The 25908-nt window shown below is 65.0% G+C and carries 26 protein-coding genes and 2 pseudogenes; 12 read left to right on the forward strand and 16 right to left on the reverse strand.

All coding sequences use genetic code 11. The annotated features are described in order from the left end of the window. The 13 genes from G361_RS42075 to G361_RS42110 form a co-directional block, all read right to left on the reverse strand. Positions 1-1119: a C40 family peptidase gene (locus G361_RS42075; RefSeq protein ID WP_019925548.1), complete on the reverse strand. Its 1119-nt coding sequence runs from the start codon at positions 1117-1119 to the stop codon at positions 1-3. Further along, on the reverse strand, positions 1116-1430 hold the full coding sequence (locus G361_RS42080) for a hypothetical protein (protein WP_019925549.1): 315 nt from the start codon (positions 1428-1430) through the stop codon (positions 1116-1118). Before G361_RS42080 ends, G361_RS42075 begins: the two co-directional genes overlap by 4 nt. After that, entirely contained in the window at positions 1427-3010 is a 1584-nt protein-coding gene (locus G361_RS0102910; RefSeq protein WP_019925550.1) for a hypothetical protein, read from the reverse strand. Before G361_RS0102910 ends, G361_RS42080 begins: the two co-directional genes overlap by 4 nt. A gap of 137 nt (positions 3011-3147) precedes the next feature. Next, positions 3148-4629: an SCO6880 family protein gene (locus G361_RS0102915; protein WP_019925551.1), complete on the reverse strand. Its 1482-nt coding sequence runs from the start codon at positions 4627-4629 to the stop codon at positions 3148-3150. Then, the gene (locus G361_RS42085) at positions 4626-6137 is read right to left on the reverse strand and encodes a hypothetical protein (RefSeq protein ID WP_019925552.1); all 1512 of its coding nucleotides are present in this window, start codon (positions 6135-6137) and stop codon (positions 4626-4628) included. The genes G361_RS0102915 and G361_RS42085 overlap by 4 nt, the downstream gene beginning before the upstream one ends. Further along, a complete protein-coding gene (locus G361_RS42090) occupies positions 6131-6994 on the reverse strand; it encodes a hypothetical protein (RefSeq protein ID WP_063711796.1) in 864 nt (287 codons plus the stop codon). The genes G361_RS42085 and G361_RS42090 overlap by 7 nt, the downstream gene beginning before the upstream one ends. Beyond that, positions 6991-7620: a hypothetical protein gene (locus G361_RS0102930; protein ID WP_231386764.1), complete on the reverse strand. Its 630-nt coding sequence runs from the start codon at positions 7618-7620 to the stop codon at positions 6991-6993. Before G361_RS0102930 ends, G361_RS42090 begins: the two co-directional genes overlap by 4 nt. 69 nt (positions 7621-7689) lie before the next feature. After that, a complete protein-coding gene (locus tag G361_RS0102935; RefSeq protein WP_019925555.1) occupies positions 7690-7950 on the reverse strand; it encodes a hypothetical protein in 261 nt (86 codons plus the stop codon). Further along, entirely contained in the window at positions 7947-8231 is a 285-nt protein-coding gene (locus G361_RS0102940) for a hypothetical protein (RefSeq protein WP_019925556.1), read from the reverse strand. Before G361_RS0102940 ends, G361_RS0102935 begins: the two co-directional genes overlap by 4 nt. Next, positions 8228-8815, reverse strand: a complete 588-nt coding sequence (locus tag G361_RS42095; protein ID WP_155981275.1) for a hypothetical protein — start codon at positions 8813-8815, stop codon at positions 8228-8230. Before G361_RS42095 ends, G361_RS0102940 begins: the two co-directional genes overlap by 4 nt. Before the next feature lie 268 nt (positions 8816-9083). Next, positions 9084-9446, reverse strand: a complete 363-nt coding sequence (locus G361_RS49090; RefSeq protein ID WP_155981276.1) for a hypothetical protein — start codon at positions 9444-9446, stop codon at positions 9084-9086. A gap of 438 nt (positions 9447-9884) precedes the next feature. Beyond that, positions 9885-10472, reverse strand: a complete 588-nt coding sequence (locus G361_RS42105) for a hypothetical protein (RefSeq protein WP_155981277.1) — start codon at positions 10470-10472, stop codon at positions 9885-9887. A gap of 403 nt (positions 10473-10875) precedes the next feature. Next, complete coding sequence (locus G361_RS42110; protein WP_081635277.1) at positions 10876-12537, reverse strand: cutinase family protein; 1662 nt, start codon at positions 12535-12537, stop codon at positions 10876-10878. A 329-nt stretch (positions 12538-12866) separates the two neighbouring features. On the opposite strand from G361_RS42110, the gene G361_RS0102970 reads away from it, so the two are divergent. From G361_RS0102970 to G361_RS50145, 5 genes are all read left to right on the forward strand, one after another. Beyond that, positions 12867-13466, forward strand: a complete 600-nt coding sequence (locus G361_RS0102970; protein WP_019925562.1) for a hypothetical protein — start codon at positions 12867-12869, stop codon at positions 13464-13466. A gap of 111 nt (positions 13467-13577) precedes the next feature. Further along, entirely contained in the window at positions 13578-14132 is a 555-nt protein-coding gene (locus G361_RS0102975) for a hypothetical protein (protein WP_019925563.1), read from the forward strand. A gap of 164 nt (positions 14133-14296) precedes the next feature. After that, positions 14297-16036, forward strand: a complete 1740-nt coding sequence (locus tag G361_RS0102980; protein ID WP_019925564.1) for a hypothetical protein — start codon at positions 14297-14299, stop codon at positions 16034-16036. A 534-nt stretch (positions 16037-16570) separates the two neighbouring features. Continuing rightward, positions 16571-16972 carry a transposase gene (locus G361_RS0102990; RefSeq protein WP_196814402.1) on the forward strand — a complete coding sequence of 134 codons (402 nt, stop codon included), beginning with the start codon at positions 16571-16573 and terminating at the stop codon, positions 16970-16972. After that, positions 16969-17361: a transposase gene (locus G361_RS50145; RefSeq protein WP_231386988.1), complete on the forward strand. Its 393-nt coding sequence runs from the start codon at positions 16969-16971 to the stop codon at positions 17359-17361. The genes G361_RS0102990 and G361_RS50145 overlap by 4 nt, the downstream gene beginning before the upstream one ends. Here G361_RS50145 and G361_RS42115 read toward each other — a convergent pair. Next, positions 17304-18491 (reverse strand): annotated as a pseudogene (locus G361_RS42115) (IS3 family transposase). The gene G361_RS50145 and the pseudogene G361_RS42115 sit on opposite strands and share 58 nt — an antisense overlap. A gap of 65 nt (positions 18492-18556) precedes the next feature. On the opposite strand from G361_RS42115, the pseudogene G361_RS50150 reads away from it, so the two are divergent. Further along, positions 18557-18667 (forward strand): annotated as a pseudogene (locus tag G361_RS50150) (transposase); the annotation flags it as partial. Positions 18668-18820: 153 nt separating this feature from the next. On the opposite strand, the gene G361_RS0103010 reads toward G361_RS50150, so the two are convergent. Further along, positions 18821-20224: an IS1380 family transposase gene (locus G361_RS0103010; protein WP_019925568.1), complete on the reverse strand. Its 1404-nt coding sequence runs from the start codon at positions 20222-20224 to the stop codon at positions 18821-18823. A gap of 246 nt (positions 20225-20470) precedes the next feature. Here G361_RS0103010 and G361_RS0103015 point away from each other — a divergent pair, with 246 nt between their 5' ends. The 6 genes from G361_RS0103015 to G361_RS0103040 all read left to right on the forward strand — a co-directional run bounded on the left by G361_RS0103015 (position 20471) and on the right by G361_RS0103040 (position 25521). Then, positions 20471-20731: a hypothetical protein gene (locus G361_RS0103015; protein ID WP_019925569.1), complete on the forward strand. Its 261-nt coding sequence runs from the start codon at positions 20471-20473 to the stop codon at positions 20729-20731. 691 nt (positions 20732-21422) lie between these two features. Continuing rightward, complete coding sequence (locus G361_RS50155; protein ID WP_196814393.1) at positions 21423-21722, forward strand: transposase; 300 nt, start codon at positions 21423-21425, stop codon at positions 21720-21722. An 11-nt stretch (positions 21723-21733) separates the two neighbouring features. Next, the gene (locus G361_RS0103025; RefSeq protein WP_026342606.1) at positions 21734-22606 is read left to right on the forward strand and encodes an IS3 family transposase; all 873 of its coding nucleotides are present in this window, start codon (positions 21734-21736) and stop codon (positions 22604-22606) included. Positions 22607-22658: 52 nt separating this feature from the next. After that, a complete protein-coding gene (locus tag G361_RS42120; RefSeq protein ID WP_019925570.1) occupies positions 22659-22958 on the forward strand; it encodes a hypothetical protein in 300 nt (99 codons plus the stop codon). Next, entirely contained in the window at positions 22955-24118 is a 1164-nt protein-coding gene (locus G361_RS0103035; protein WP_019925571.1) for an MAB_1171c family putative transporter, read from the forward strand. The genes G361_RS42120 and G361_RS0103035 overlap by 4 nt, the downstream gene beginning before the upstream one ends. Continuing rightward, the gene (locus tag G361_RS0103040; protein ID WP_019925572.1) at positions 24115-25521 is read left to right on the forward strand and encodes a cytochrome P450; all 1407 of its coding nucleotides are present in this window, start codon (positions 24115-24117) and stop codon (positions 25519-25521) included. Before G361_RS0103035 ends, G361_RS0103040 begins: the two co-directional genes overlap by 4 nt. Here the strand turns inward: G361_RS0103040 and G361_RS0103045 are convergent. Beyond that, entirely contained in the window at positions 25518-25907 is a 390-nt protein-coding gene (locus G361_RS0103045) for a hypothetical protein (protein ID WP_155981279.1), read from the reverse strand. The genes G361_RS0103040 and G361_RS0103045 overlap by 4 nt on opposite strands. Position 25908: the final 1 nt, after the last annotated feature.

The following is a 25908-nucleotide window of genomic DNA, read 5'->3' on the forward strand; positions in this document are numbered from 1 at the left end:
TTACGTGTTGTCGTCCGAATTCAATTGCTGGACACCAAATCTCCGGATGATCATGCTGTCGGAGGCGAAATCCGACAGTGGCTGCACGCGTACCGGGATTCCGGTGTCGGGGGCGTTCAGCAGCAGCGCGTGCCCGGTGTCATCGGTGCCCGCGTACAGCCCGACGTGGTGCGAGTCGGTTTCTCCCGGCGCAATGAAGTACACCGCGTCGCCGGGTTGCATCCGATCCGGTGGCACGGGTGTGCCTTGTGGGTCGCGTTGCTGGCTTCCGGTGTAGTGCGCCAACATGATTCGCCCCTGGGAGGCTTGCGCTACCGCGTACAGGACGAGGCCGGAGCAGTCGAACCCGCCGTTGGTGGGTCCGTTCGCGTCGCCGCCGCCCCACACGTACGGCAGCCCCAGCTCCTGCATCCCCGCTGCGAGTACACGCGCGCCGAAATCCGATCCGTTCCCGCCGACGATCGGCGGCCGACTCGGGCACGAGGAGCTGCCGGCCACGGCCGAAGGCGATCCGGCACCATGGAACGCTTGGTAGAGCGCGCCGGCCGCGGCCTGTTTGGTGGCGTAGGCATCCGGGTACGCCGACTGTTCGACCGCTTGTGCCAGCTCGCCCGGGTCGCGGGTCTGCCAGCCGGGCACCGTTTCCGCTTGGTCATAGAACCAGCCGATCTGCCGGTGCGGGTCCATCACACTCGAGATGCCGCCGAGCCGGTCGGCCCAGACCGACGTTCGCAGCTGGAACGGGCCGACCGAGTCATGGTCACTGCCGATCGCATCGTGCGGATACGACAGTGATTCGGGCACATCGGAATTGGCGTAGTTCCGCAGTCCCGATTCGGTCGCCGCGGCCATCAACGCTGCGGTGATCACGGTTTCGGGCAGTCCGCGCTGTTCACCGATCGCGACGATGTCGCGCGCCAAATCCAGTTGACCGGTGCTGTATCCCGCCAACGTCACCGGGTTCGGGGAGCCCGCCCCCTGGGGCAGGCCCTGCCCCAGGGGAACCGATTCCGCGCAACCAGCGATGTCGTCGCCGGAGATCATGGTCACAATCACCAGCACCACCGTCAACAACAGCCCGCCACCTGCGGCGACTACTTTCACGATCCCTGCGGTCATGGTTGCGCCTGTGGGGCGCGACCGTGATCGTGCACCAGCGCCATCAGTTCCCGGTTCAGTCCGAGCGCGGCGTGCAGTTGTGCGCGGGCTTCGGCCAGCTCGGCGGCCAGCCGTGGCCCCGCCGCCGCGTGGGCGTCCGGGTCGGTGTTGTCGCGTACCCAGTTGCCGACGGTGTTGTAGTGCACTCCCAGGTTCGCCGCGACGACCCGACAGGCCGCTGTCTGCGTGAAGCCCACCGCCATCAGTTCCCGGCAGCGCGCCACCGACGTGGCCCGCACCTCGTCGGGGACGAGCCGGTATCGGCGGCTCATGCGGCCAGTCCCCCGGTTGTGCCTTGATCGAACCGACGGAATCGCTGGCTGGTCGCGTGGATCCCGAAGGACTGCTCGACGTCGGTCAGTTGGAGCTGGAATGCGATACCTGGTGAACGATCCTCGGAGACTTTCAACAAGAATTTGCCGACGCCGGCTGCTATCGGGCGGGGTCGCCCGGCCCGCAACGGTTCTCCGGTCAGCGCTTGCGGGGCCGACCAGGACGTCACCATGTCGGCTTCGGCGTCGGTGAGTTTCACAATGCCGTCCAGCAGTTCGATTTCCTCGGCGGGCAGGGCGCCCAGGATTTTCGCGCGGGAGCGTTCGAGCAAGCCGATCGCGCGCGCTCCTGCCGTGCCCGACAGGTTGTGCAGGTCGCGGATGGAGTGGCTGATCATGATCAGCGCCACTCCGAGGGAGCGTTGTAGCCGGGTCAGCTCGTCGACGCGGGCGATCATGAACTCGCCCAGGACCAGGACCTGCCACAGCTCGTCCATCACGACCTGGAACACCCGCTGTTGTTCGAGGCCGGCCTCGGCCAGGAGGTTCAACGCCTCGATCGACCCGAAGCCGATCGCCCAGCAGGTCAGCATCACCGCGGCTTTGAGTTTGGTATCGCCGCTGGGGATGTGGGAGACATCCACGCATACCGCCGGGGAATCCAGATCCAGTGCGACGGTGGTGGATCCGTTGAACACCTGCCCGAACGGTCCCTGTGTCAGCGCGCGCAGCGAACGCCGCAGCGGCACAACCGCTTCGGCATACTTTTCCGGGGTGGCCGCGGCAGCGTCGAGCATCAGCTCGTCGCCGCCGCCGGCGATCACCTCTAGGAGGTCGCCCAGGATCGGCGGGCGCTCGGCGGTGAAACCGCGCCCGCCGTGGGCGACCGGTCTGTACAGCAGCCGCAGCGCCGTGGACAGAAGCGTGTCCTCGAAATCGGCGATCCGCTGCCCGCGAACCAGTTCCACCAGCCCAGCGAGCAGATTCGTTTGTCGTGCACGCAGTTCCGCGTTCACACTCTCGGCGGTCTCGTGCAGCCCGGCGGCCTGCAACCTGCGTAGGGCGTGCCCGAGCAGCGCCGGGTCCAGCGGGTTGATCTGACCGTACCCGTATCCGACGTCGACCACCTGGCCGCCGCAGGCCGCGACCGTGGCTCGGTAGTCGGGTTTCACATCGGCCAGAATCAGCGGTGTCACGCCTTGGGCGATCCCGCCCAGCACGATCCGCCGAACCAGCGAGGACTTGCCGAATCCGTTGAGCCCCAGCACGAACAAGCTCGGCGCGGTCAGATAGTTGCCCCGCGAGAACCAGTTCAGCGGATCGAAACACACCGGTGCACCGGTCGACAGATGCGAGCCCAGCGGCGTGCCCAGCAACGGTGCCCCGGCCCCGACACACCAGGGCCACAGACCGGCGACCTGAGCGGTGGTGCCGCGCCATTCCGCCGGGCAGGCGATGCTGCGCCACCGGCCACCCCCGGGCCTCGTAACTCCGGAGCCGGTCACCTGCGCACCGTCGGCATCCGCGCGCGGCCGATCTGCCGGGTTGGCGCGGCGATTGTCGTCGGCGCGCAACCGCACCCGCGCCCACGATGCCCCGACAACATGGCCGGTGGCCGCACGCTGTTCCAGCCGCTTCCGCGCCGCGTCATCGAGAAGGCGGGGTTCCCGGCCTGCCGGTTTGATCCGAGATATGTTGCTGTGTAATCGTTTACGAGTCATGCGGCCATCACCCGCGGGAGCGTGGCCATCTCAGGCAGGAGTACGCCCACGCCGAGCGAGCCGGCGAAGGCGGCGGCCTGGTAGTAGTGCGCCCGCCGCACACGCAACCGGGCCTGCACCGACAAGTCCTGGGTAAGGGCGTCGATGCGCGGCAGATCGGCGCCGACCGGACTGGTGACGGTGATCAGCACTCCGAACCGGGTCACGCCGTGCCCGCGGGCTTGTTCTTCGCGCGCCTGTTCGGTGGCGCCGACACGCAGGGTGGCATGCGCGGAGACCACACCTTTCCCGGACTGAGTGGCGACCAGCGCGTTCTTGTAGTCGTCGTCGACGATGCCCGCGGCATCGGCGGCCGCGTGCGGACGCAATACCAGCGCGACCCGCTTGCGTGACAACTCCGGTGTCGGTGCCAGCAGCCACTGCAGCACTCGTTCGTCGACGGTCCCCGACGGCGCGGCATCCATCTCCCACGTGGTGGAGACCGCGCCGTCATGCTCGAGACGGCCGGTGCGCTCCAGATACGAGATCGGCCCGGCCTCGTCCCACCCGATGCCGTGCCCGTCGGTGGTCGCGACAGCCGTTTCGAGATCGGCTTCGGCGGCGGGATCGAAGGCCCGGCGCACGGTCGCGGTGACTTCGTCGGCGGTCATCGGCCGGGTCCGGACCCCGGCCTGACCCAGTGCGACGGTGATCCCCGGCAACCGCCGCCCGATCTCCACCGCCTGCTCCGCGGGCTGGCGCCGCCGTTCCGGTGTCGTGGCACGGAAAGTGATTGCGCACCACGCATCTAGCCGCACTGTATGAGACGGCAACGTCTGCGCGAGTTCGGTCATCATCGCCGCTGCCAGTTCCGGGGCATCCGGGCGGGTCAGCTCATCGACTTCGTGAGCGAGGCGATGGCCGGTCTCGGGAATCGTGGATATCACCGGTGTGATCGCGACGATGTCGTTCGCGCCGCCGACCGAGGCGACGAACTGGCCCCACGCGGCCACCCACTGATCCACCACCGGCTGGTCCACGTTCTCGGCTCCGGCCGGCCACACCCGCAACATCACCGTGTACAGCGCCTGTTTGGGCATGTGGACGATCCCGAACCGGTAGCCGTTGGCGTCGATCCCTTCATACAGTTGTGAGATCGCCAGCAGACCAGGCAATTTCGCCGAACCGTGGCGAGAGAAAATCCCGGAGCGATACAGGTTTTCCTTGCGGCTCCAGGTGCGCAGCCATTGCGCCATCACGACAGCCCTTTCATATCCGGTGCGGCCGTTGGCACGGAAAGCCAACGGAGCCCACACGAGTGCCTCGGAACCCGCCACCACGAGCGCGGCGGTGAAGCTGATCAACACCGCGGTGACCATCGCGGCCACCACGAACACGAACCCGAGAACGGTTGCCTCCCAGGCCAGCCCGAACATGCCCTCCGACCGGGGGCGCGACCATCCGCCGTAGGTGCGCCGCTGCGGCGCCGGCGCGGTCACCGCGGCACCTCCGTACCCGACGGCCCGCTGTACGGGCGGGCCGGTGGCGGGCCACCTGTCGTAGTGGATTGCTCGACGGTGGTCTGCACCGTCTGTATTCCCTTGGCCGCGACACCGATTCCCGCCGCGGCGGCAGCGCCCACCGGCCCGGCGGCCTTCGCGGCGGTCGCTATGCCGCCGCCGGACATCCCGCTCGCTGTGCTCGCTGCCCGGACCGCTCCGGTCGCGGCCGAACCACCGGCTGCGCTCCCGGCGGTGGCTTGCCCGCCGCTAGCGCCGCCTTTGCCCGATACCGCTCCGGTCGCGCGGGAACTCAGCATGGTGAATCCCGCGGCCCCTGCGGTCGCGGCCCCGGCGGCTGCTGCAGCCCCGGACCCGCCGGCCATACCGGCAACCGGCGACACCAGGCGCATGATCGCCGGCAGCGTGAGCCCGGCCGAGCACAGCAATACCAACCCGACCAGCGCCCGCTGCGCGGACTCCGCATCCACGCTGCCGGTACCGGCGATGGCGGTGTGCCCGACGGTAGTGAACGCGATCAGATACACCAACGCCGCGAGCGGCTTGTACAGCAGGAACGCGACCGACCAGCCGACCAGCTTTTCGAACAGGCCACGCCCGGACGCGGTACCCGAACCGGCCGCCGCCAGCGGCAGCACCCCCGCGACCACGACCAGCAGTCCCTGCCGGACCACCGCCAATACCACCTGGGCCAAAGCGCCGAGGATTCCGACGCAGGCCAGGATCAGGACCAGACCTGGGGAAAACACCGACAGCCCTTCGGTCTCGGTCAATGCTTTCGCCGCGGTTTTCGGGTCACCACCGGTGGCGTCGTCGAGGATCCAGTTCGCCAGCGCGTCCGAGGCGTGCGTGCCGGCGACAAGGACCGCCGTCCACATGGTCGACGCGAAAACGGTGCGCGCCAGAACCTTGAAGGTGTCGTGGGCGGCGTCGAGCATCGCGTGCCGGCGAGCCTGGGCCAGCCGGACCCCGCACACGATCACCGAGATCGCGAGCAGGTACCACTGCAACTGATAGGTGTAGTCGCTGATCTTCGTGAACAGATCCGGGCTGTCGGTGATCGCTGTCGGCAGCTTCGCCCAGAACGACAACGACAGCACGATCGCCTGGCTCAGCCCGGAGATCAACGACTGCACGACCTTGCCGAACGCGGTGTTCCACGCCGCGTCCGCGACCGCACCGGCCGCCTTGTCCGGATGGGTGGCGACATTGCCAGCTTTGCACGCCCCGGACACCAGATTCCCCAGATTCAACGGGGTGTCGGGAATCCCGATCCCGGATACCGCGTCGTGCAGATCGTTGCAGGTCCGATCGAACCCGTACGAACTGCCCGGTGACCCGCCCGCGGGCACCGGGTCCGCGGCTGCGGCACCGAAAGTGACCATCGCCGCGATCACGGTGGTCACGGCCACGGTCAGCAACCGGAACATATTTCTGTGCAGGGGTTTTCGCGCCGAGCGCAAGTTCGTGCCGGTGGTGGTCACCATGTAGTCCACCCCGACAAGGAGCTGGTGGTGTGTTGTGGTGGGCTGCCGCCGGGAGGTGGTTGCAGCCGCCAATCGCCGCGGTCCCAGACGGTGACCAGTTGTGTGGCCAGCCATACCGGTGTGCCGGTGGAATCGGTGGTGCGGGTGGCGATCTCCACGACGGCCATGTCGTCGGTGCAACTGTCGATTCGATACGCGTCCGGAGCCACGAGATACCGGGAAACATTCTCCGGCAACCGATTCGGGATCTTTCCCGCCGCGGAACTGGCCTCGAAGGCGGCCAGCGCGCCGGGCGGGTTCTCTATCAGGTGCTCGCGAACCCGCCGGTCGCCGGGGCGCGCGGTCACCTGATAAGCGGCGTAGACGGCGGCCAGTGCCGCGCCCTGCGGGGTGTGCGCCCATCCGGCGGCCACGGTGTCCACCACTTCCGTGGGGCCGTCGGAGCTGGAGAACGGCACCGATGCGCCCGCGACCTGCTGCCATCCACCCTGTACCGGTAGCGCCGGTGCGACCGTCGGACGGGCCTTGTCCGCCGATTCACGTGGCGGAATGGTCTGCGGCAGTGGCTGTCCGAACGGGTTGCGTGGGACATCGACCCGCCGGCCGAACACGTCGATCCGAGGAACTCCAAAACCTGTTGCAGTGGAATCTTTCTCGTCGCCCGCAGTCGCCGGGGACGCGACGGTCGCGGTGGCCGGATGCCTGGTTCCGGTGTGCTCGATACCGAGGGTGGCGGTCCCGACGACCCCGATGAGCACCACGATCGTGAGCGCGGCGATCAGCCCGGACCGACCGCGTGTCCGCCCGCTGGGCTTTCCGGCCCGGCTGTCCGCAGGCGCTCGACGGGTAGCGGTCATCGCGGCGCCGCCAGTGCGACGATGCCGGCAGGGATGTCGCTGAGTGCGGCCACGGTTCCGGTGGCGGCGGACGGGTCGGGTAGTTCCAGCCGCCAGTCCCCGCCGTTCCACACCACGCGGGTGTCGGTGGAAGCGCAGCTGCGATCCGGGTATTCGCTGTACACGGTCACCGCGGCCCGATCCGGTCGATATTCGGTGATCCGATAGCCCACGATCCGCGGGGCGAGGGCCGCACTGGCGGGTGCGGTGATCGAGATCCGCGCCCGCGCAAGTGTCCACGCGTCTTTCCTGGGACCGGCCGCGACTTCGGCCGCGGTGACACCCGCCCACTGGCCGTCGTCGGCAACCGACAGCCGTACGGTGTGGTTGATGGCCGCCAGTGCCGCGCCCTGCGGGGTGCGGGTATAACCGGTCGCGGTATCAACGGCGGCCGGGCCGTCGTCGCCGGCCGGGATCGTGATCCCCTGGAACGATTCCCAGTGCAACCCCGCCGGGGCACCGGTCAGATCCGGTGATGCCGGTGCGGGGGTCGAGGGGGTGTGGCCGCCGCACGCGGTCAACATCATCGCCACTGCGGCGGTGACCGCCAGTGCTGCTGCCCGTTTCCGGGCATGCGAAAGAGACATCGGAATACCTTTGAAAGAGACTGTGGCGCAGTCATGTTCACGCGCCGATTGACAACGACCCCGCGGAGGTCAGACCGGTGTGAGAACCGCAGTTGCGATGGCGGTGGCCGCAGAGCAGACGATCGCCCCGACCAGGCTCATGACCAGGGAATGAGTGGCGTCGGACCATAGCGGCTCGCCGTGACGGTGGGCCAGCCACAGCCGACCGGCCGCGGCGATCAACCATCCCAAGCACACTGTCAGTGCGAACCACAACGCCCATCCGGCCAGCTGGTCCAGCGGCCCGGTCACCGACGCGGGCAACGGCTTCGCGGCAATAGCGGTGGTCATGAATGGAGGACGACGGCGTTCATGATGCTGGAGGCGCTGGTGGCGATCACGCCGCCGACCGCAGCGGCCGCGACCATTTTCGGTGATTCCAGGGCGGCGCCGTTCCATTTCTCCCAGCCGAACTTGCCACCGGCGTAGATCATGGCCGACACACCGCACAACATCACGAACCACATCAACCACCGGATCAACTTCAGGAACTGTCCCGACCCCGGCGGCGCCTCCGGCTGAATCGAATCGACGGCCAAAACACCTGCGTGGTAGAGGGTTTCGAGGATCATGCTGTCTTTCCTGACGAGAGAAGGTGATCGGTGGTCGCGGTCACGGCGGTGACCGCGCCCAGCAACTGGTGTCCGAGGGGCCGGACGGCGGCGAGCGGATCGCGGCCGCGCGCCGGGTAGCAACTCGCCGGTTCCCAGACGGGCAGCTCTGCGCGGCGGGTCACCGGCCATGCCGGCTGCCACCCGATCCGCCACCGCCCTCCGGCGGGTACGAGTTCGTCGATAATTCGTCGGTATCGGCGGATTTCCAGCGCTGCCCGTCCGGGGCGGTCCGCGCAGGTGATCAGCCCGAGCAGGGTGCTCGGTCCGGCGTGCCCGCCGTGATGCTGACGTAGCAACTCGTGAGCCCCCGCCAGACCTTCGAGGGTTTCGCGGGCCACGACCACCACAAATGGTGACTCGCCCTCGTGCACGCCGGGCCAGCAACCATTCGCGTCGGCAGCCGGCGCGAGCATCTGCTCGAGGGTGCTCACCCCGGCACCGCCGTGCGCACCGAGCAACCACACCAGCGGCGCCCGATCCCCGGCATGAGGCGCGGGCCGGTCCCGCACCGGCGCCCACCGGTCCTCCGCCGGGATTGCCATCGCCGCGGTCATGCCGCAGCTCGCCGTGATACGAACGACGGCCGAGCACAGCGCCGGCGAAGCTCGCGCACCACGGAAACCCAGGCACCGGCTTGCCGTGCACCGGACATGAATTCCTCGATCTCCCAGGCGGGTAGACGGTGGATGGATTCCGCACCATCGGGATATCGGACGTACACGGTCAGGTATTCGATCGACATTTCGGGCAACCCTGTCTGTGAAAACGGTATAGTTGTGCCGAGGTGTTCTGCTTGTGTGGCAAGGGATTTCAGGAATCTGCGGGCCGAATGCCGGTGATCCGGACCGTCGCGGCACCACCGCCGGCGGTGGTGGTGATCAGTTGCGTGAAGCTGCGCATCGCACCGCTCAGCGCAGTCTCGGTGACTGCGACCAGGTATCGGTCCGCGGTCAGCGGACTGATCGCGACACATGCAGTCGTCCCGGCCGATACGGTCGCGATCCCGGCATCGATGACATCGGTGGTAGGCACGGTCGCGTCGGCGGTGACCGCCATCCGCGCTGCCGTTCCGGACCGCAAGGAGTAGTAGCCGTGCTCGAAGGCCAGAATTGCGTCCGGGCCGCTCGCCAGCGACCCGGTCCCGTTGCCGCGCACCAGGTTCGGAGTGCGCACCGGATCGCAGCCCGGCCCGCCCCCTAACGACGGGTCCGGTCGCGCCGGCGCCGTTGGTGAAGCGGGAACCGAGCGCACGGACGCGTGCCGCAGGCCGGGCAACACGACCACGAGTCCGACCGCTATCGCTGTGGCGATAGCGCCGACCGCCAGCACACCGTGGCGGCGTACCGCTTTCGGCAATGCCGTGGACGCCTGCACCAGGCGAGAATTCTCGGCGATCGACGAGTTCACAGTGTCGGCTACAGCTTGTCCGTCTTCGGTAATCACGGCATCGTGCGTGACGTTCAGAGGTGCCATCGGCAGCCAGTCACTCCAATGGCCGGGTCCGGACCCATTGCGTGTGGGCAATATTCCTCACCTCCTCAAAGGCATGTTGTGTCTGGCCCCCGGCGGCCTGAACCATTAGCCGGATTCAGGCCGCCCGGGAAGCAACCGTCAGGAGCCGACGCCGACGATGCTGCCGATCGCGCCCCCGAGGAGACCGCCGACCACGGCGCCGCCCAGTGCGGCCGCAGCGCCGGCGCCGACTGCGCCGAGACCGGCCCCGGCGACACCGCCGATGATTGCCCCCGCACCGATGGCGGTGCCGATGGTTCCCCCGGCAAGGATCGGGATTGCCGCGATTTCCGGGATCGCCGCCACCCCGCCGGTCGCCAACGCCGCACCGACCGCACCGGCGGCACCGGCGATCATTGCGCCGCCGACACCGACCACGCCGCCGACGACCGCGCCGACCCCGGTACCGATTCCGGCGCCTGCGACACCACCGACGACAGCGGCGGGGATCGCCGCAGTTACCGCGCCGATACCCGCTCCCAGTGCGGCACCGGCGATCGTTGCGGCCGCGACCCGATCCGAGCGGTCCGGCGACACGCCCACCGAATTCCAGGCTTCCGTGATTCTCGCTTCCGCCAGTGCTGCATCGGAATTGATCCGATCGGTCAACTCGATGGGCAGCCATTCCGGCCGCGGCGCCTCGAATTCACCGACCCGGACCGTGTCCGGGTCAGGCCGGATCGGCAATACCGGCTCCACTGCTTCCGGCGGGTGCAATTGCGCAGGATCGATCGCGGGTACCGGTGCCGTCGTGTCCGGTATGGAACGGGTCGCATACGGCTGCGCCGAGCTCGGCCCTTCCACACCCCGGTCCGGCAACATCGGAGCCGGCGGAGTGCCGGTCACCCCGGCCTGCCCGCCGCCGGTCTGGCTGGTGCCGATCCCCGGCTGCACCACGGTCTCCGCTGTCGCTGGAACCGCTGTACCGCAAAGGATCACGGCCGCAATCGGTGCTGCCGATGCGGCCAACATCGACGCTCGCCGCGTCCGAGTAACCAATCCACCGCTCATGGTCGTTTCTTTCCTCATCCTTCTGGGTTGGTCCGGCCCGAGATCCGAGCGCGGACCGAGGGAACGCTTCGTCGGCTGTTCAGTGCGCGTCAGCGTGCGGCGGTGCGACCGAAGAGGCCGACGGTGCCGGCACCGAGACGGTTGGTCCAGGTATCGACACGTCCTCCAGACCGCTGGAGCCCGAATCCCACGGGTATCGCGGAGATCCCGGTGAACTGGCCCCGGTCGGGGTCGTGGCGGTCGCGCTGCCGCGGAAGTTGCTGCCCATAGTCGGTTGTGGCTGAATCGACTTGTCGTCGGCCGGATTCGATGCGGAGAGGTCGCGGGCGACGGCAGTGAACCAGTCCGCGGTGAACTGTGTGGCCGAACGCCCGCCGGAGGTGATCGGGTCCACGCCGTAGGAGTCGTGGCGGGTAATCGCGTCGGAGTACTTCGCCCACACCGCCGTATCCACCAGATCCCGATTGTCGGTGATATTGCTGGTCACCACCTGGAACGCCGACTGCACCAGCCCGATCGCGGTCTGCGGCGGCATCAACTGCGGCAACGCACCCAACAGCTTTATTCCGAACGTCGCCAGACCGGCGATCGGATCCGTCAGCCCCGCGGTCGCCACCGCCGTGATCGTGTCCGGACTCAACACTGTCCGTGCCACCGCGACAACAGAATTGAATCCGATCGTCGCGATCTTCATCGCAGCCTGCACCACATCACCGGGATCCAACGGAGTACGCGGATCAGAGGCATCCGCGATCCGCTGCGACAGGCTGACTTTCGGAGCAATCGACAAGTCCTGCAACGAATTACCCTGCACGTCTTCATTGATCGCCGACGACACCGTCTTGATCGACGTGAAGGCCAGCGCCTGAGTCACACTCCACAATGCCCGCAGCGGATCACCGCCGAACTCGGCCTGCCCCGCGATGTTCGCTACCGCCTTCAAAATCGGTGCGTGGTCCGGGGCATCGCACGCCAGATCACCAGATGCGCACACACTCAGCACCCGCCCCGCGAATACACCGAAGTCGCCGGTCTGGTCCCGGTCCGGGCCGATACCACCCCCGGACGTCGGAGCCGGTGGCACCTGGTCCAGGTCCCGCACTGCCACACCGTCTGTACCCGGCGCCGGATCGGGAACCTGCTGACCAGCACGACCGGGGAACACCGGCGCGCCTGGAGCACGCACGGGGTCACCGAACAACGCGATCGCCGCCACCCGCTCGGGTCTGATTTCTCCGGACCCGGCGCCGATCCGCTGCGCCCACATGCTCACCACATGCGCACCCTGGCTGTACCCCGCGACCGCGAACCGCGTCTGCGGGCACTCGCCGGCGACCCGCGTCACCATCTGCTGCAGCTGATCGACACCGCCTTGCACCGACTTCGCGTACGAGGCGCTGTCCGGATTCACCGGACTGTCGAAACCGCCGAACGATGCCTCATACGGCACATAGGCGCGAGCGACCTTCACATGTGCCGCATCGGCTTCGGCCAACATCGGAGCGAACACCTCCGACAACATCCCCGTATCAGTAGATACCGGCGCATCCGGAGAGGACTGGCCCGTGCCTTGCACTCCCAGCGCGTACAGCACTGGGCAGCTGCCACCGGTCAAATCCACGTCGGCGATTGGCGCAGCTGCTGCTACCGCGGCGCTACCGGTTAACAGAGCCGATACCGCCGCTGCTGTCGCGGTACGTGCCCACGCCTGCCGCGTGACGTGATTGCCTGGTACCACCATCCTTGGATATCCCTTCGATTCTGCCGATTCGTTGATCGTGATCGACCGTAGAAAACCTGTAGACAACGCACAATCCGCGGTTCAGGAAGGTAAAACTAGGGAAAATCAGCGAACGGAAAAGGTTGGCTATGACGAACTACGATCGCCCCGATCCAATCGAGATCGAGTGATTTGCCTCACATTCGGTATTCGATGCAGGTTGGTGGCTGAGACCGGTTGCCGAGATCGTCGGCTGACCGTGGCTGAATCTCCCAGTTCGGCAACGAAACCAACACTGAAACAAAGGCTTCCAGCCTATACTGACGAGAACGGTCGATCCGGGGGACGATGTGATCAGTGTTCTTGTTGCTGCTGTGAGTGTCTTTGGGACTGCTCTCGGCGCAGCCCTGACGGCGATCGTTGCGGCCAGATCCGAAACACGCAGGCAGGGTGCGCTTGAGCGGCAGCAGAAACGGCAGGAACTCGAACAAAGAGAAGGCCACCTGCGAGAGTTGCGGCTTGAACATCTGAGATGGCGGAGGGAACGCCGTCAGACCGCCTACCTCGATCTGCTCGGTGCACTGAGCGCCGCGGACCGGGCCAACCAGCAGTATTTCCGCGAACTGTGCACGGCGACTGCGCCGATGCCGTTGGATACGGACCGGTTGGCTGAGATCCGCCGCCTATCCAAAGACGGCGAACAGCTCTTGTTCAAGGTAGTGCTCGAAGGGCCGGCCGAGGTCGCCGAGGTTGCACAGAACCTGATCACACGATTGGGCTCGCTGGTTGCGGAAGTCCGCCAGTTCGCGGAGGATCATGCGAACTCGGTCGCCGATACAGCTGAGCACGCCATCGCCGTCGATGTAGTCGGCCAGTCCTTCATCGCCATTCAACGCGAGTTTCTGAAAACTGCTCGAGATGCGCTGGACGAGATCATCAACGAAGCGTAACATCAGCTCTCCTCACGGAATGCTGTCGGAACTAACGAGTAGCCGCATGTGACCCGTCTTCGGCCCGCGAAAGCCCCCCCCGGTATCATCATGATTCGGCACAATCGAGTCATGATCCCAGGGGTAAATACTGGCCGGCGCAGTGGCTTGAGCCTTGACGCCGTGCATTGGCATCTCATGCGGGAGGATGCGCAGCGGACTGCGATCTCCGTTCGTGCCGGCGTGGTCCTGGGCGCCAACACGCTTGTCGTCGGAGGGACCACCTTGGCCTTCTCGCTGAAAAGAACGGAGCGGTTGAGTGTGTGGTGGGTGTTCTCGCCAGCAATCTGTGCGCTCGTTCTGGCCGGAGGTTCCGTCATCTTTGCGACGCAAGCGCTGGTCATGTTGCGAAGTACCGAGCGAGCGTTCATCGAGACGCGCACTGCGGCGTCGACTGTCTACAGTCTGTCCCGAATCGGCCGCACCTGGAAGACTTTTGAGGACTTTCGGGTGGCGGTGTCGGATCAATCTCCGGAACAGCAGCTCCGTGGAGCTCTCGACGAGTTGTGGCGTGCTTCCCAACTGCACGCCTTCCGCTACCGCCAGTTCCGTAGAGCCGCATGGCTTCTCCTGTTCGCTATCGGAATGCTCCTCATTACGGTGCTTGTAGCCGCCGCTACGCGCTGACCCTCGCTGGGTGCCCGCATTCCCGAATCACGCCTAGTCAGCGGCCTCACCGCCAGGTCGGATCGTTCGGTAGTGTTCGGTAGCGCAAGATCCGATCGTGGGATTCCCCTGCTCACAGCGAAAATAGTTATGCAGCTGCATAATTGAGATGCGATGATCGCAGGGTGAACGACCTGACCGAGGTGCGGCGATTCGAAGCCGAACTGGATGCTGCGCTCGAAGCGCGCCCGCTGATCGCACAGGGAACCGCGAGCTCGATCGTGGACTGTGTCGCTGTCGTCACGATGGCATTTTCGCGGCCCCACGCTGAAGCGCTCGGCGGCGCGTTGGCCAACGGGCTGCAGATCGCCTTGGGCGCTCTCATGCGCCGCGGCGCCACCACGGCATCGCCGCCCTCGGTCGACGACCTCGTGCGAGATCTGCTGTTTCTGGGCCACTATTACATCCTTCGCGAGCTGCTCTACTACACCTACAACATGCCGGACTCTCTGCAATGGAGCTTCACTGGCGAGCGTGTGACGATCGCCTTCCGGGATCCGTCGCTGCGGAGAGAATTTGCGCTGCGCTACAACACTGCAATTGTGACCCGCATCGAGTTTCATTCTGAGACCGAGCGTATGACCGAGGAGTTGCACTCACTGCTTGTGGGCGCTCCTGAAATCGGACAGGGCGAGCACATCGACCGGGCATTCGAGCTTTGCACGGCAGAAGCAGAGCATCGGATGCGCAGCCATTTCGACATGCTCGGCGGTGAATCCTCGAATATCGAGTTCCCCGACTACTCTTACGCCGACCTCTACCGCGTCTACCGGTACTTGCTGACCAAAGCCATCTACCACCGGCACTACGCAGAGATCAACGACTTGGTACCGATGTTCAGGTTCGACCGAGACAGCCTGCTCCTTGAGATCGAATACGCCACCGGCATCGCCCAGCCTACGATCGCCATGATCCTGGACGACATGACGTACTCGGTCCGCACCGCCGCCATGCAGCCAATGCATTTCTCGCTGGTAGAGCCACCCGATTCGGGCGAATACCTCATGATCGCCGACAGGATTATCGATAACGACGGCATTGCGAAGGTGCTGCGGGTACATGCGTTGCGTGCGCCGGGCAGATTCAATGCGACCCTCAGTGAAGCGCTCGGCAAGGCGTTCAACAAAACGGTGGCCGCCGACTTTGAAGCTGCCGGATTCCATGTCCGAACCAACATCGAACTCGACAAGTTCTCCCCAGGCGCACCCGACATTGATATTCTGGCGATCTCGCCGGAAGCGACCCTGGGCTACTTCGTGTTCCTGTGCGAGACGAAAGGATTCCTTCCCGGTTTCTGGGCCAAGGACTACCTGCGGGCCGCCGACAAGGCAGTGATCCCCAAGGCATACGAGCAACTTGAGCGTATTGATGCCGCGCTGTGCACCGATGCCGGGCGCGAGTTCTTCGTCGACGTTGTCACTCATAGTGCGCCACAGCTGGTCGAGCAAGGCCTCATCACCGGTCGCCACATCATCGTGACCTCGCAGAACAGCGGTATGTTCTTCGACCAGCGATCACGCGACGTACCGGTGATCGATTACCGGACACTGCGGTTACTGCTGCGCCGTTGCGACGGCGATGTCCTCTACATCCTCCATTACCTGACTCAGTTGCCCGAGTTGTTCGGTGCCGACGACCCGGTCACAATGCAGCTCGACATTGGCGGACGTGTCGTCGAGTACGAGGGCCAGGGATTCAGTGTCGAATCCGTGGTGAACTACGAGAGCAACACCTGGAAGACCGATGGCCTGGACGAGGCGGTCGCCGAAGAATTCTTCGCTGCCGGGGGATCCCCGTTCGATGTTCTCGACGAGTGTCAGGTCACCGCAGAGACAGACCCGACCAGCCCGTCCGCCCCGCAATGATCGCCATAGCGATTCCAGGCACGGCAGCGATTCCAGGCACGGCGCAGGCTCAGCATTGGTGGGCGAACAACAGCGTCGAGCTGGGATTTTTAGAGACCGAATGGTCTCCGGAACGGGCTGGGCCGACGCTCGGCTGCCATGACAGCATGGTCGCCGCAGCAGGGCCAATGCATCAACTCGATTCGCCCACATTGTCATTCGCGCGGGGCGGACATGGTCGTCACACGCAATTCGACATGAGCGGATGCCGCGAGACGCAACAGGATTCGCCCGAAATGGGACCGCTGCACGTTCGGTTCGCAGTGCGACACGCCCATGCAGCAGCCCAACTCGCACTGGAACCAGGCCGTGCTGGGCAAAAGGGACATCGGTGGCAACCCACCGGCCCGGCGTCGATTGCGTTGCGGTGCAACTGGTTAACGATTTAAGCCTGGCCAACACCATCGGTCCCCGCTCTACGCCAGTGTGGCTAAGAGCTCCTAACAGGTTCTGTCGGGTGGTGGCGAGTCCTGTTGTAGCGCAGTATGTTTCATCGTGGCAGCGCCGTGGATCGTGGATGACCAGCTATGGGCAGTGATCGAACCGCTATTGCCGGTCAAGGCACCGGGAACGCCAGGACCAGCACGGATGAACGATCGGCTTGTCCTGCAAGGGATCTTGTTCGTACTGATCACCGGCATCGGGTGGGAGGACCTGCCCCAGGAGCTGGGATTCGGGTCCGGCATGACCTGCTGGCGACGACTACGAGACTGGCAGGCCGCCGGAGTCTTCGAGGCCATGCACACCACGATGCTCGCCCACTGCCACCGCGCGGGATTGATCGATTTCGACCGCGTCATACCCGATGGCTCGCATGTGCGGGCCAAAAAAGGGGCGCCGACACCGGTCCCAGCCCGGTCGACCGCCGCAAGACCGGGGCCAAACACCACATCCTGACCTGCGGCAACGGGCTTCCCCTCGCAATCGTGCAGTCCGCGGCCAACGTCAATGATCACCTCGTGCTGCCCGAGCTGCTCGATCGAGTACGGCCGCTGCGAGGACGCCCCGGCCGACCACGCGAGAAGATCACGACCCTGATCGCGGACAAAGGCTACGACTACCCCCGGGTCTACGACGAACTCGAACAACGACGGATCACCGGCTACATCCCACGCCGAGGCACTCGCGACAAGGTGACCGCCGGCCGCTGGATCGTCGAGCAAACCCTGGCCTTGCTGCACCAATATGAGGGGCTGGAAAGATTTCGGACAGCGAGTTTTTGGTTTCCTCAAGCTGCCTTGTTCTGTTCGAACCACTCGGACTCTACCTCGTTCGGGGTTCGATAGTCAATTCCAGAATGAAGCCGAATCTGGTTGTACCGCAACTCGATATAGGCGCAGATGTCTCTGCGGGCATGCTCGCGGGTCGGGTACTGGGTTGCGGTGGACACGCTCGTTCTTCAGGGTGCCATTGAACGATTCCGCCCAGCAATTATCCCAGCACACTCCAGTGCGGCCTACGGACCGTCGAGCACCCAATTCTTCAGCGACGGACGCGAATTCAGACGACATATATTGCGCGCCGCGATCGCTGTGGAATATCGTCTCGCCATGCCGGAACGGCAGATTCCGTGCCGCCATCCGCAAGGCATCGGTCACCAATTCGGTGCGCATATGGTCGGCCATCGCGTACCCGACGACCTTCTTCGAGAAACAGTCCAGCACCGTCGCCAAGTACAACCAGCCTTCCCAGGTTCGAATATATGTAATATCACCGACGAGCTTGGCTGCCGGCTTCTCGGCGGTGAAATCGCGGCGCACCAGATCCGGCAGTTCTGCCGAGTCACCGGCGATCGTTGTCACCGGCCGCCACGGGCGCGGCTGGCACGGGACCAGGCCCAGCTCACGCATGATCACCCGGACCGTGTCCGGGTCCACTACCGTGCCCCAGCGGGCCAGCTGGGCGTGGATACGGCGATAACCGTAGGTGCCGTCAGAATGCTCGAAAGAGAATCGGATCTCGGCTTCGAGGATCTCCCGGCGCTGCGCGGTGGCCGATGGTTTCCGGTGACGCCGGGCGTAATAGCCCGACCGGGAGACCTGCGCCCACCGACACATGGACACGACAGCATGATTGCCTTCTTCGGAGGCGATGAACGCGTATTTCGCTGTCACCGGTGCTTCTTCGCGAAGAAGGCCACCGATTTTCCCAAGAATCGGTTCTCTTCCTCGAGTTCCCGGACTCGCCGCTCCAATTCCTTCAGCCGCGCCCGCTCGGTCACCGACAGCCCTGGATCGGTCACAGCATGCGTGTCCCGGAAATCTCTCACCCAGTTCCGGATCGTCTGACCCGTCACCCCGCAATCGCGGGCCACGTCCTCGACCGGCCGCGACTTCTCGACGACCTCCCTGGCCGCCGTTTCCCGGAACTCGGGAGTGAAATGCCGCGGCTTCTGCCGCGGCTTCCTCTGTGCCACAAACAACTCCGTTCAGTGCTACCCAATCCTACTTTGGGCCACTGTCCGAGATCCTCCGGGCACCTCAATACCGGCGTTTGGCCATCCGTTGGGAACGTCGCACCGACATCCACCAAGGATTCCTCGACCTCGCCGCAGCGCTGATCTGCTGGCGACGACTCAGCAATCGAACCTGATAGGAGCTCTAAACCTGAATCCACTGACGGGGGTTTCGTGCTGGTCCGCGCGCCTGCGGCGCGCGGACCAGCGGGTTTCGGGCGTGGGGTAGCCGCTGGCCTGGCCAGCTTTTCCACGTGAGTCCTCGGTTCGGGCCCGTCGGGCGGGGATGGTCAGATGCTGTCGGGTTGTGGTGGTGTGTAACCGATTGTGTTGTGCCACAACGTGAGCCATGCGTCCGCCCAGGGCCAGCAGCGGGGCAGGTGCAGGATGGGACGCCGTTGAGGGCGAGCGAGCCGGGCGGGGATGGTGATGATTTTGCGGCGCAGGGTCGATCCGCGGGCCCGGCCGAGTCGGCCACCGGCCAGTATTCCGGCGGTGCGCAGCAGGTTGTGGGCGATCGCGGCGCACAGGACCCAGGCGAAGTTGGCGCCGAATTTCCCGGACGGAATGTGAGCCAGTGGCCCGTCGATCAGGTCGGCGAACACGGTTTCGATGATGGCGTGTTTGCGGTGGGTGATGTCGGCATCGGCGACGGGCTCGGTGGAGTTGGTGAAGAACGGGTGATACCGCCAGACCGGGAACAGGGCATCGGGGTATCGGGCGTCTTTCACCCGGCGCACGATCAGCCTCGCGGTGGTCCGGTCTTTCGTGGAAGCGAAAGCGGTATAAGAGATTTCGGCGACCTCGGCGTCGGAGATCCACTCACCGGTATCGGGATCACGCACGGCACCGGGATACCGCACCGGAGTCCATTGGTCTTCGCCGATCGCGGTGATCGCGGCGTTGACCGCCGAATTCTTGGTCAGTACCAGCGAGAACTGTGCCCCGGCGCGCAACGCGGCGCACACGACTTTGCGGGTGCCGTATGCGGAGTCCCCACGCACCAGCACGATGCCGGTGGCGCGGGCGGCACGAGCGGTGCCGATCGCGGCGGTAACCATCGATGCGGCACCTTTGCCCGAGCCGGTCTTACCTGCGCGTAGCCGTATCCCGGCGATCACCGGTGCCGCCAGGTCGGTGCTGATCGTGGTTGCCAGGGGTGAAAGTCCTTTGCGGAGAACCTTTTTCCCAGCAATCTTCGTGTGCCCGTACGACGCGCCCTGCTTCTGGTGGCCATAGACCGGGCGCAGCAGCGAATCGATATCGACGAAGGTCCGCACAGCCGCACCGGGCAACAGATCCGCGCGCGCGGTCAAGGCCAGCAGATGCTCGCGCATCACCGACTCCAACTGCTTGGCGTGACCGAATGTGAACTCCCGCAACAGAGTCCCGACCGTCGAGGGCGCATACACGCCACTGAACAGCGTCTTGCACCCGCCGCTGCGCAGCAGACCGATATCGTCGATGCTGTCCGCACCCGCACACATCCCGGCGATCAACGTGGCCAGTTTCGGTGCCGGGTTCACCGACCCGGACTTGACTCGTGGCGCGTCGATGGCAATTTTCTCGGTCAACAGCCTGGTCAGACCCGTCTGCTCGGCCAGGGTCATCACCGGAACCAACCCCGCCACCGACACGAGGCCATCATCATCGAACCTCGCCGAGGACTCGGCGAACCTGTGGAACAATCGCACTGAAAGTGTCTTTCGGAACTTGTCTTGGTTGTTGTGTGGTAACTCCAATCATCCCAGGTCAGAAGGCACTTTCTTCATTTCGACACACCCAAATACACCGAATTCATCGGTGGATTCAGGCTAAACGCTCCCGGAACCCGAGGTGTTTTCGTACATCGACGTAACGCGCCACGCCCGCCGTTTTGTTGATACCGTATGTCCCGCTTCGTGTTTCGATCGGAGCCATTGGGGAGTATTGGGAGACAAGTGTTCAAGAAAGCTATCACTACGGCCACGCTGGCCGCGATGGTCACCCTCGGTACGGCGGGGATCGCCAGCGCTGAAAGCACATCCGTCGACACCGGTTCCGCGGGTTCCCGGCCGGCGCCCGGAACCCGGCAGCACGATGACTTCCTTCTACCCCGCGAATGCGAGAACCAACGCAGCGAGGTCATTGCCGACGGGGCTCGATACGCCACCTGTACCGAGGGCAGCGGGGGCTATGACGTACTGACCGTCATCTGGTGATACACCGGCGTGTTTGATCTCCTGCCACGAACATCGTCACTCCAGGACCCTGGGGACGATGTTCGTGGTTTAGGGCTACGCACTGGGACGCATGGCCGTATCCACTCGGCCTCAATGCCACCCAATGGTGGTCGTCGGGTTATGAGCTCAGGCTTGCCCATGTATGCGCAAGCCGCTATATGATAGCTAATGATGTGCTGCTTTAGGCTCTGCGTCATCGTATGGCAGCGCTGGCTGGGTGGGGCAGCTCGGCCCGCGAGGCCGATCCCACGGTTAGCAATGGATCGACTTCGTATTCTACCTGTTCAAAACGGTGCATCAGCTCCTTCGTGATACGCATGCATGCCGCACATCAATCCCGGTGCCGCTTTGCCACGCCCGCGGACCTCTGATTAACTGTTTGTGCGCTACGCGAGTTTCCGTGGCCGTGACAGGGGTTGCTTCGGATGGATGACTCGACACAGCGAGTGATGATGGCGCGTGAGCTGGTGATGTGGCTCGTGCCGTCGCCGTGGGACCGTACCCGGTTTCTGGCGGGCTTGGGGGCTTGGCGGGGGCGGCCGATCGAACTGATGCCGGTCGATTCGACGCTGCTGCCGGGAACGCTGGACTTGGGCCGGGGAACGCCGTGTGGACCGTTCCCGGTTTGGTGGACACGAGGGTCGAAGCTGCCCGGTAGGACGGGAGTTCGGTGTTGGGATCGACGCGGCGTAGGTTTACTGATGAGTACAGGGCTCAGGCGGTAGGATTCGTCCGGGATGAAGGTCGGCCGGTGGCTGAGGTGGCGCGGAATATCGGTGTCCACGAGATGACGTTGAGGAATTGGTTGAAGAAGGCGAAGGAATCCGGTGGCGGTGATTCCGCTGATCGGGATTTGACCGACTCGGAGCGGGCCGAGTTGGAGCGTTTGCGTGCGGAGAACGCGGAGCTGAAGATGCAGGTCGCGTTCGCAAAAAAAGTTGCGACCTGGTTCGCGAAAGACCAGCGGTAAAGTTCGCTGCGATCGCGGGCTGGGTCGAGTCCGGGGATTTCGGTGTCGAATTCATGTGCCGGGAACTGGGTGTTTCCCGGTCGGGGTATTACGCGTGGCGTGGCCGGGCCGTGTCCGGCCGGGACCGGGAGGATGTCACGCTGACCGGGCTGATCGCGGCGATGTTCGAGAAGCTGCGCGGTAATCCGGGTGTGCGCCGGATCCATGCCGGCCTGGCGGTGGCGGGGTGGCGGGTGTCACGTAAGCGGGTGTGGCGGTTGATGCGGGCCGCGGGCCTGCAAGGACGACATCCGAAGTCGTTCCGGCGGACCACGATTGCGGGTACGCGACCGGTCGGCGCGCCGGATCTGATCGGCCGGGACTTCGCTACCGGGGGCGGTGCGGGCCGGCGCTGGTGTGGCGACATCACGTATGTGAAGACCTGGTCCGGGTGGGCGTACATGGCCACGGTGATCGATGTACACGACCGGTCGGTGATCGGGTGGGCCGTGGCGGATCATATGCGTACAAGCCTGGTTTTGGAGGCCCTGGATATGGCGCTCGGGCGTCGCCGGCCGGAGCCGGGTATCATTTTTCACAGCGACCGGGGAGCGCAATATACCTCACGAGAGTTCGACCGGTATTGCCGCCGGAACGGTATCCGCCGTTCCCTCGGTCGGACTGGATCTTGTTTCGATAATGCCGTATCGGAATCACTGTTCGCGACCTACAAGAAAGAGCTGATCCATACCCGTCCGTGGCCGACGGTCGAGGTTCTCCGGAAGGCGACGTTCGGCTGGATCGAGAACTACTACAACGTTCAGCGCAGGCATTCAGCTCTCAACTATTTGACACCAATGGAATATGCGTTAGGATTCAGGGAAATCAGTCAGATCGCGGCTTGATCCGGTGTCCATTCAACCGGGAACACTCCAGTGCGGGCTGTGGCTGGATTGCGTGGATGTCGATGTGATTGCCTATGACGCGGGTACGACGGACTTCCACATCGACCAGATCATCGCCCATGAAGTCGGACACATGGTGCTCGATCATGATGCTGGTGTGTCTGGCCTGGCCGGCCTGCAACGGCTTCTGCCGGACCTGGATCCAGCACTGATCCGTCGTGTTCTGGGGCGAAGCGAGTTTCGCGACGACCAGGAGGACGAGGCAGAACAGTTCGGTGATCTGCTGTTGTCCGGAGTATCGCGCTGGCGTATATCGCGGCCGATGCGCTCGTTCTGGGGTGGTGACTGGTGACGTCTTCGGCGCCGCAGCCGATCGCCTGGTTGATCATCGGATTCGGTGCTGTCGCGGCCATGCTGCGGCTGGTGCTGCTGTACGGCCGTGCCCGGCCGAGCGAGCGTCAGGTGACCTATGCCCTGATCTGTGCGGTGACCGCTGCCATGCTGCGTGAGCAGGCCGTGCAACGTGGGCTGGCCGAGGCCGGCCTCCTCAGTATCGGCTTCACCCGACAGCTCGGCACTACGTTCATCGTGCTCACGTTCGCTCCGTTGGTTGTGCTGACGGCGTCGTGGTCGGAGCGGTGGTCGGAGCACGGACGGATCGGCTATCGGCGGATGAGCACGACCATCTGGGCCGCGGCCGGGGTGTCGATTGTGTCGATGTTGTTCTGCGGGTCCTATGCGCGCGGTCTCGGGCAATACATCGACCGCACCGAGGGGTGGCAGACGGTGGTGTATTTCGCATTCTTCTCGCTGTGGTGCGCAGCGACGGGCGCGCTGATCGTGTCGGCCAGCCTGCGCGAAATACGGGCAGGCCACTTGCGGCCGTCTCATCGATTGACCTATGCGGTGATCGTGCTCGTCGGCGGGTGGGCGCTCGAAGAAGCAGTATCGATCTTCGTCAGCGCCGTGTGCGCCGCGACCGGGACCGGGCAGGTTTTCGTGGACTTCCGGTTCCACGCCAACGAGAACAACTTCGTGTACATGGTCGGGTTGGGCGCGCTGGCCGCGGCGGCCCGGGTGGGCACCGAAATCGTGCGATGGCTAGGTGCGGATCCCGCATCACGAACCGTCCGGCAGATGACGCCGATGTGGCGTGATCTTGTCACGGTCTGCGTAGAGATTCCGCGGCCGTCGCACACCGACCCGGACCCGGATCCACGGCGGCGCATGCACCGCATGACGGTGGAGATCCGCGATGCGCTATTGGTGCTCGGCCGCTTTGCGGCTCCGATACCGGCGGATGTACCCAGGCCGGCCGCAGAAGCCGTCCAGATCGCGCGGGCTCTGCATCTCAAGGCCGAAGGAGCCGAACCGGGCCCGTACGTCCGATTACAAGCTTCCGCACCCGGCCGCGACATCATCGACGAAACCCGTACGCTGCGCCGCATCGCACGGCACTGGAAACATGCAGACATCTATCTGGGCAGCCCCCAATTGGACGGAGCGAGATGACCACCAACTCCTCGACCGAGAGGCCCATTCGGGCCGCCGACCGGGAGCTACCGCACCCGCCGTTCCGGTTGCCGGTTCTCGGCGATGTGTGGGATCTGCATGTCACCGACAGCAGCCAATGGGGAATGCGCGGTGCGCAGCAGTACGGGGGCATCTACGAACGCAACATCTTCGGCGCCCGCGTGACCTATGTGTCCGATCCGGACCTGCTGACCGAGATCAACGACGACAAGCTCTGGGCGAAGTTCCTCGGCGTCCCGATCGGAACGCTGCGGTCGGTGGCCGGTGACGGCCTGTTCACCGCGCACAACAGCGAACCCAACTGGCGCAAAGCGCACGAGATTCTGGCCCCGAGCTTCACCGCTGCCGCCATGCGCGGCTACCACGCCACCATGCAGGCGTGCGCGAACGAGCTGATCGAGTACTGGGCCGATCGCTCCGGGCAGTGGATCGATGTGCCCAGCGACACCAACAAGGTGGCGCTGGAGGTGATCGGCCGGGCCGGTTTCGGCTACGAGTTCGGTTCGTTCACCCGCACCGACGAGCATCCGCTGGTGGCCGCGATGCTGCGCATCCTCACCTACATCAATCGGTCCGCGTATTCACATCCGCTCGTCGAGCGCACGGTCTTCCGGCAGCAGCGGGCCCAGCATCTCGCGGACCTCAGGTTCGTCAACACCGAGGTCGACGCGGTCATCGCGCAGCGTCAGAGCGAGGGCGCCGGAGGTCACGGGGATCTGCTCGACCGGATGCTCACGGTCTCCGATCCCGAGACCGGCGAGTGCCTGGACGCGACGAACATCCGCCACCAGATCCTGACGTTCCTCGCCGCCGGCCACGAGACATCAGCGGGGGTGCTCGCATTCGCACTCCACTACTTGTCCCGGTCGCCGGAGATCGCGGAACAGGCCCGCCGCGAAATCGCCGAGGTGTGGACTGGAGAAGACCTCACCTACGAGCAGGTCGGCAAACTCCGGCTTGTCCGACGCATCATCGACGAGTCACTGAGGCTGTGGCCGACGGCGCCCGGTTATTTCCGTAAAGCCAAGCAGGACACCATGCTTGCCGACCGCTATCCGTTCGAGAAGGGCGAGTGGGTGTTCGTGGTCCTACTCCAACTGCATCGGCATCCATCCTGGGGAGGAGATCCTGAGACGTTCGATCCGGATCGCTTCCTGCCGGAACGCGTCAAGGCACGCCACCCCGAGCTCTACAGGCCGTTCGGAGTCGGGATGCGTGGATGCATCGGCCGTCAGTTCGCCTACCACGAACTGCAATTGGTCCTCGCGACGATCCTCCGGAACTTCGACCTGACACCGGATCCAGCCTACCAACTGAAGGTGAAGGAAACGATCACGTTGAAGCCGGAAGGGTTACGCCTCAAGCTTTCCCGGCGCGATTAGGAGCTGCCGCGCTGGCGCTCGGTGAGGCTGCGAATCAGGGCCTGTCGGTCGCTGGACGTCGGTGTGCCCCGCAGCCGGACGCGGTTCACCCCCGCGTCGCGCAGCGCACGCAACAGGTCTAGCTGGGTGTGTAGAGCCAGGACGCGATCCGCGTCGCCGGGATCGGTGAGGTACCAGGGTTCCTGACCGAAGTGCTCGGCGATCGCGGCCAGCAGCTCCGGCGCCGCATCGCCGATCCGACCCGATCGGATATCGGCCAATACCGTTGCCTGCGTTGTGAAACCGCGGCCTTGCATTGCCTCCGCAACGTCTTCGGCGCTGGGCTCGTTGTTCGGGCCGGAGTGCAAGGCCCGGAAGAGCATGTCCGTGCGCTCGGCCAGCGACAAT

Source organism: Nocardia sp. BMG111209 (assembly GCF_000381925.1).
GTDB lineage: Bacteria > Actinomycetota > Actinomycetes > Mycobacteriales > Mycobacteriaceae > Nocardia.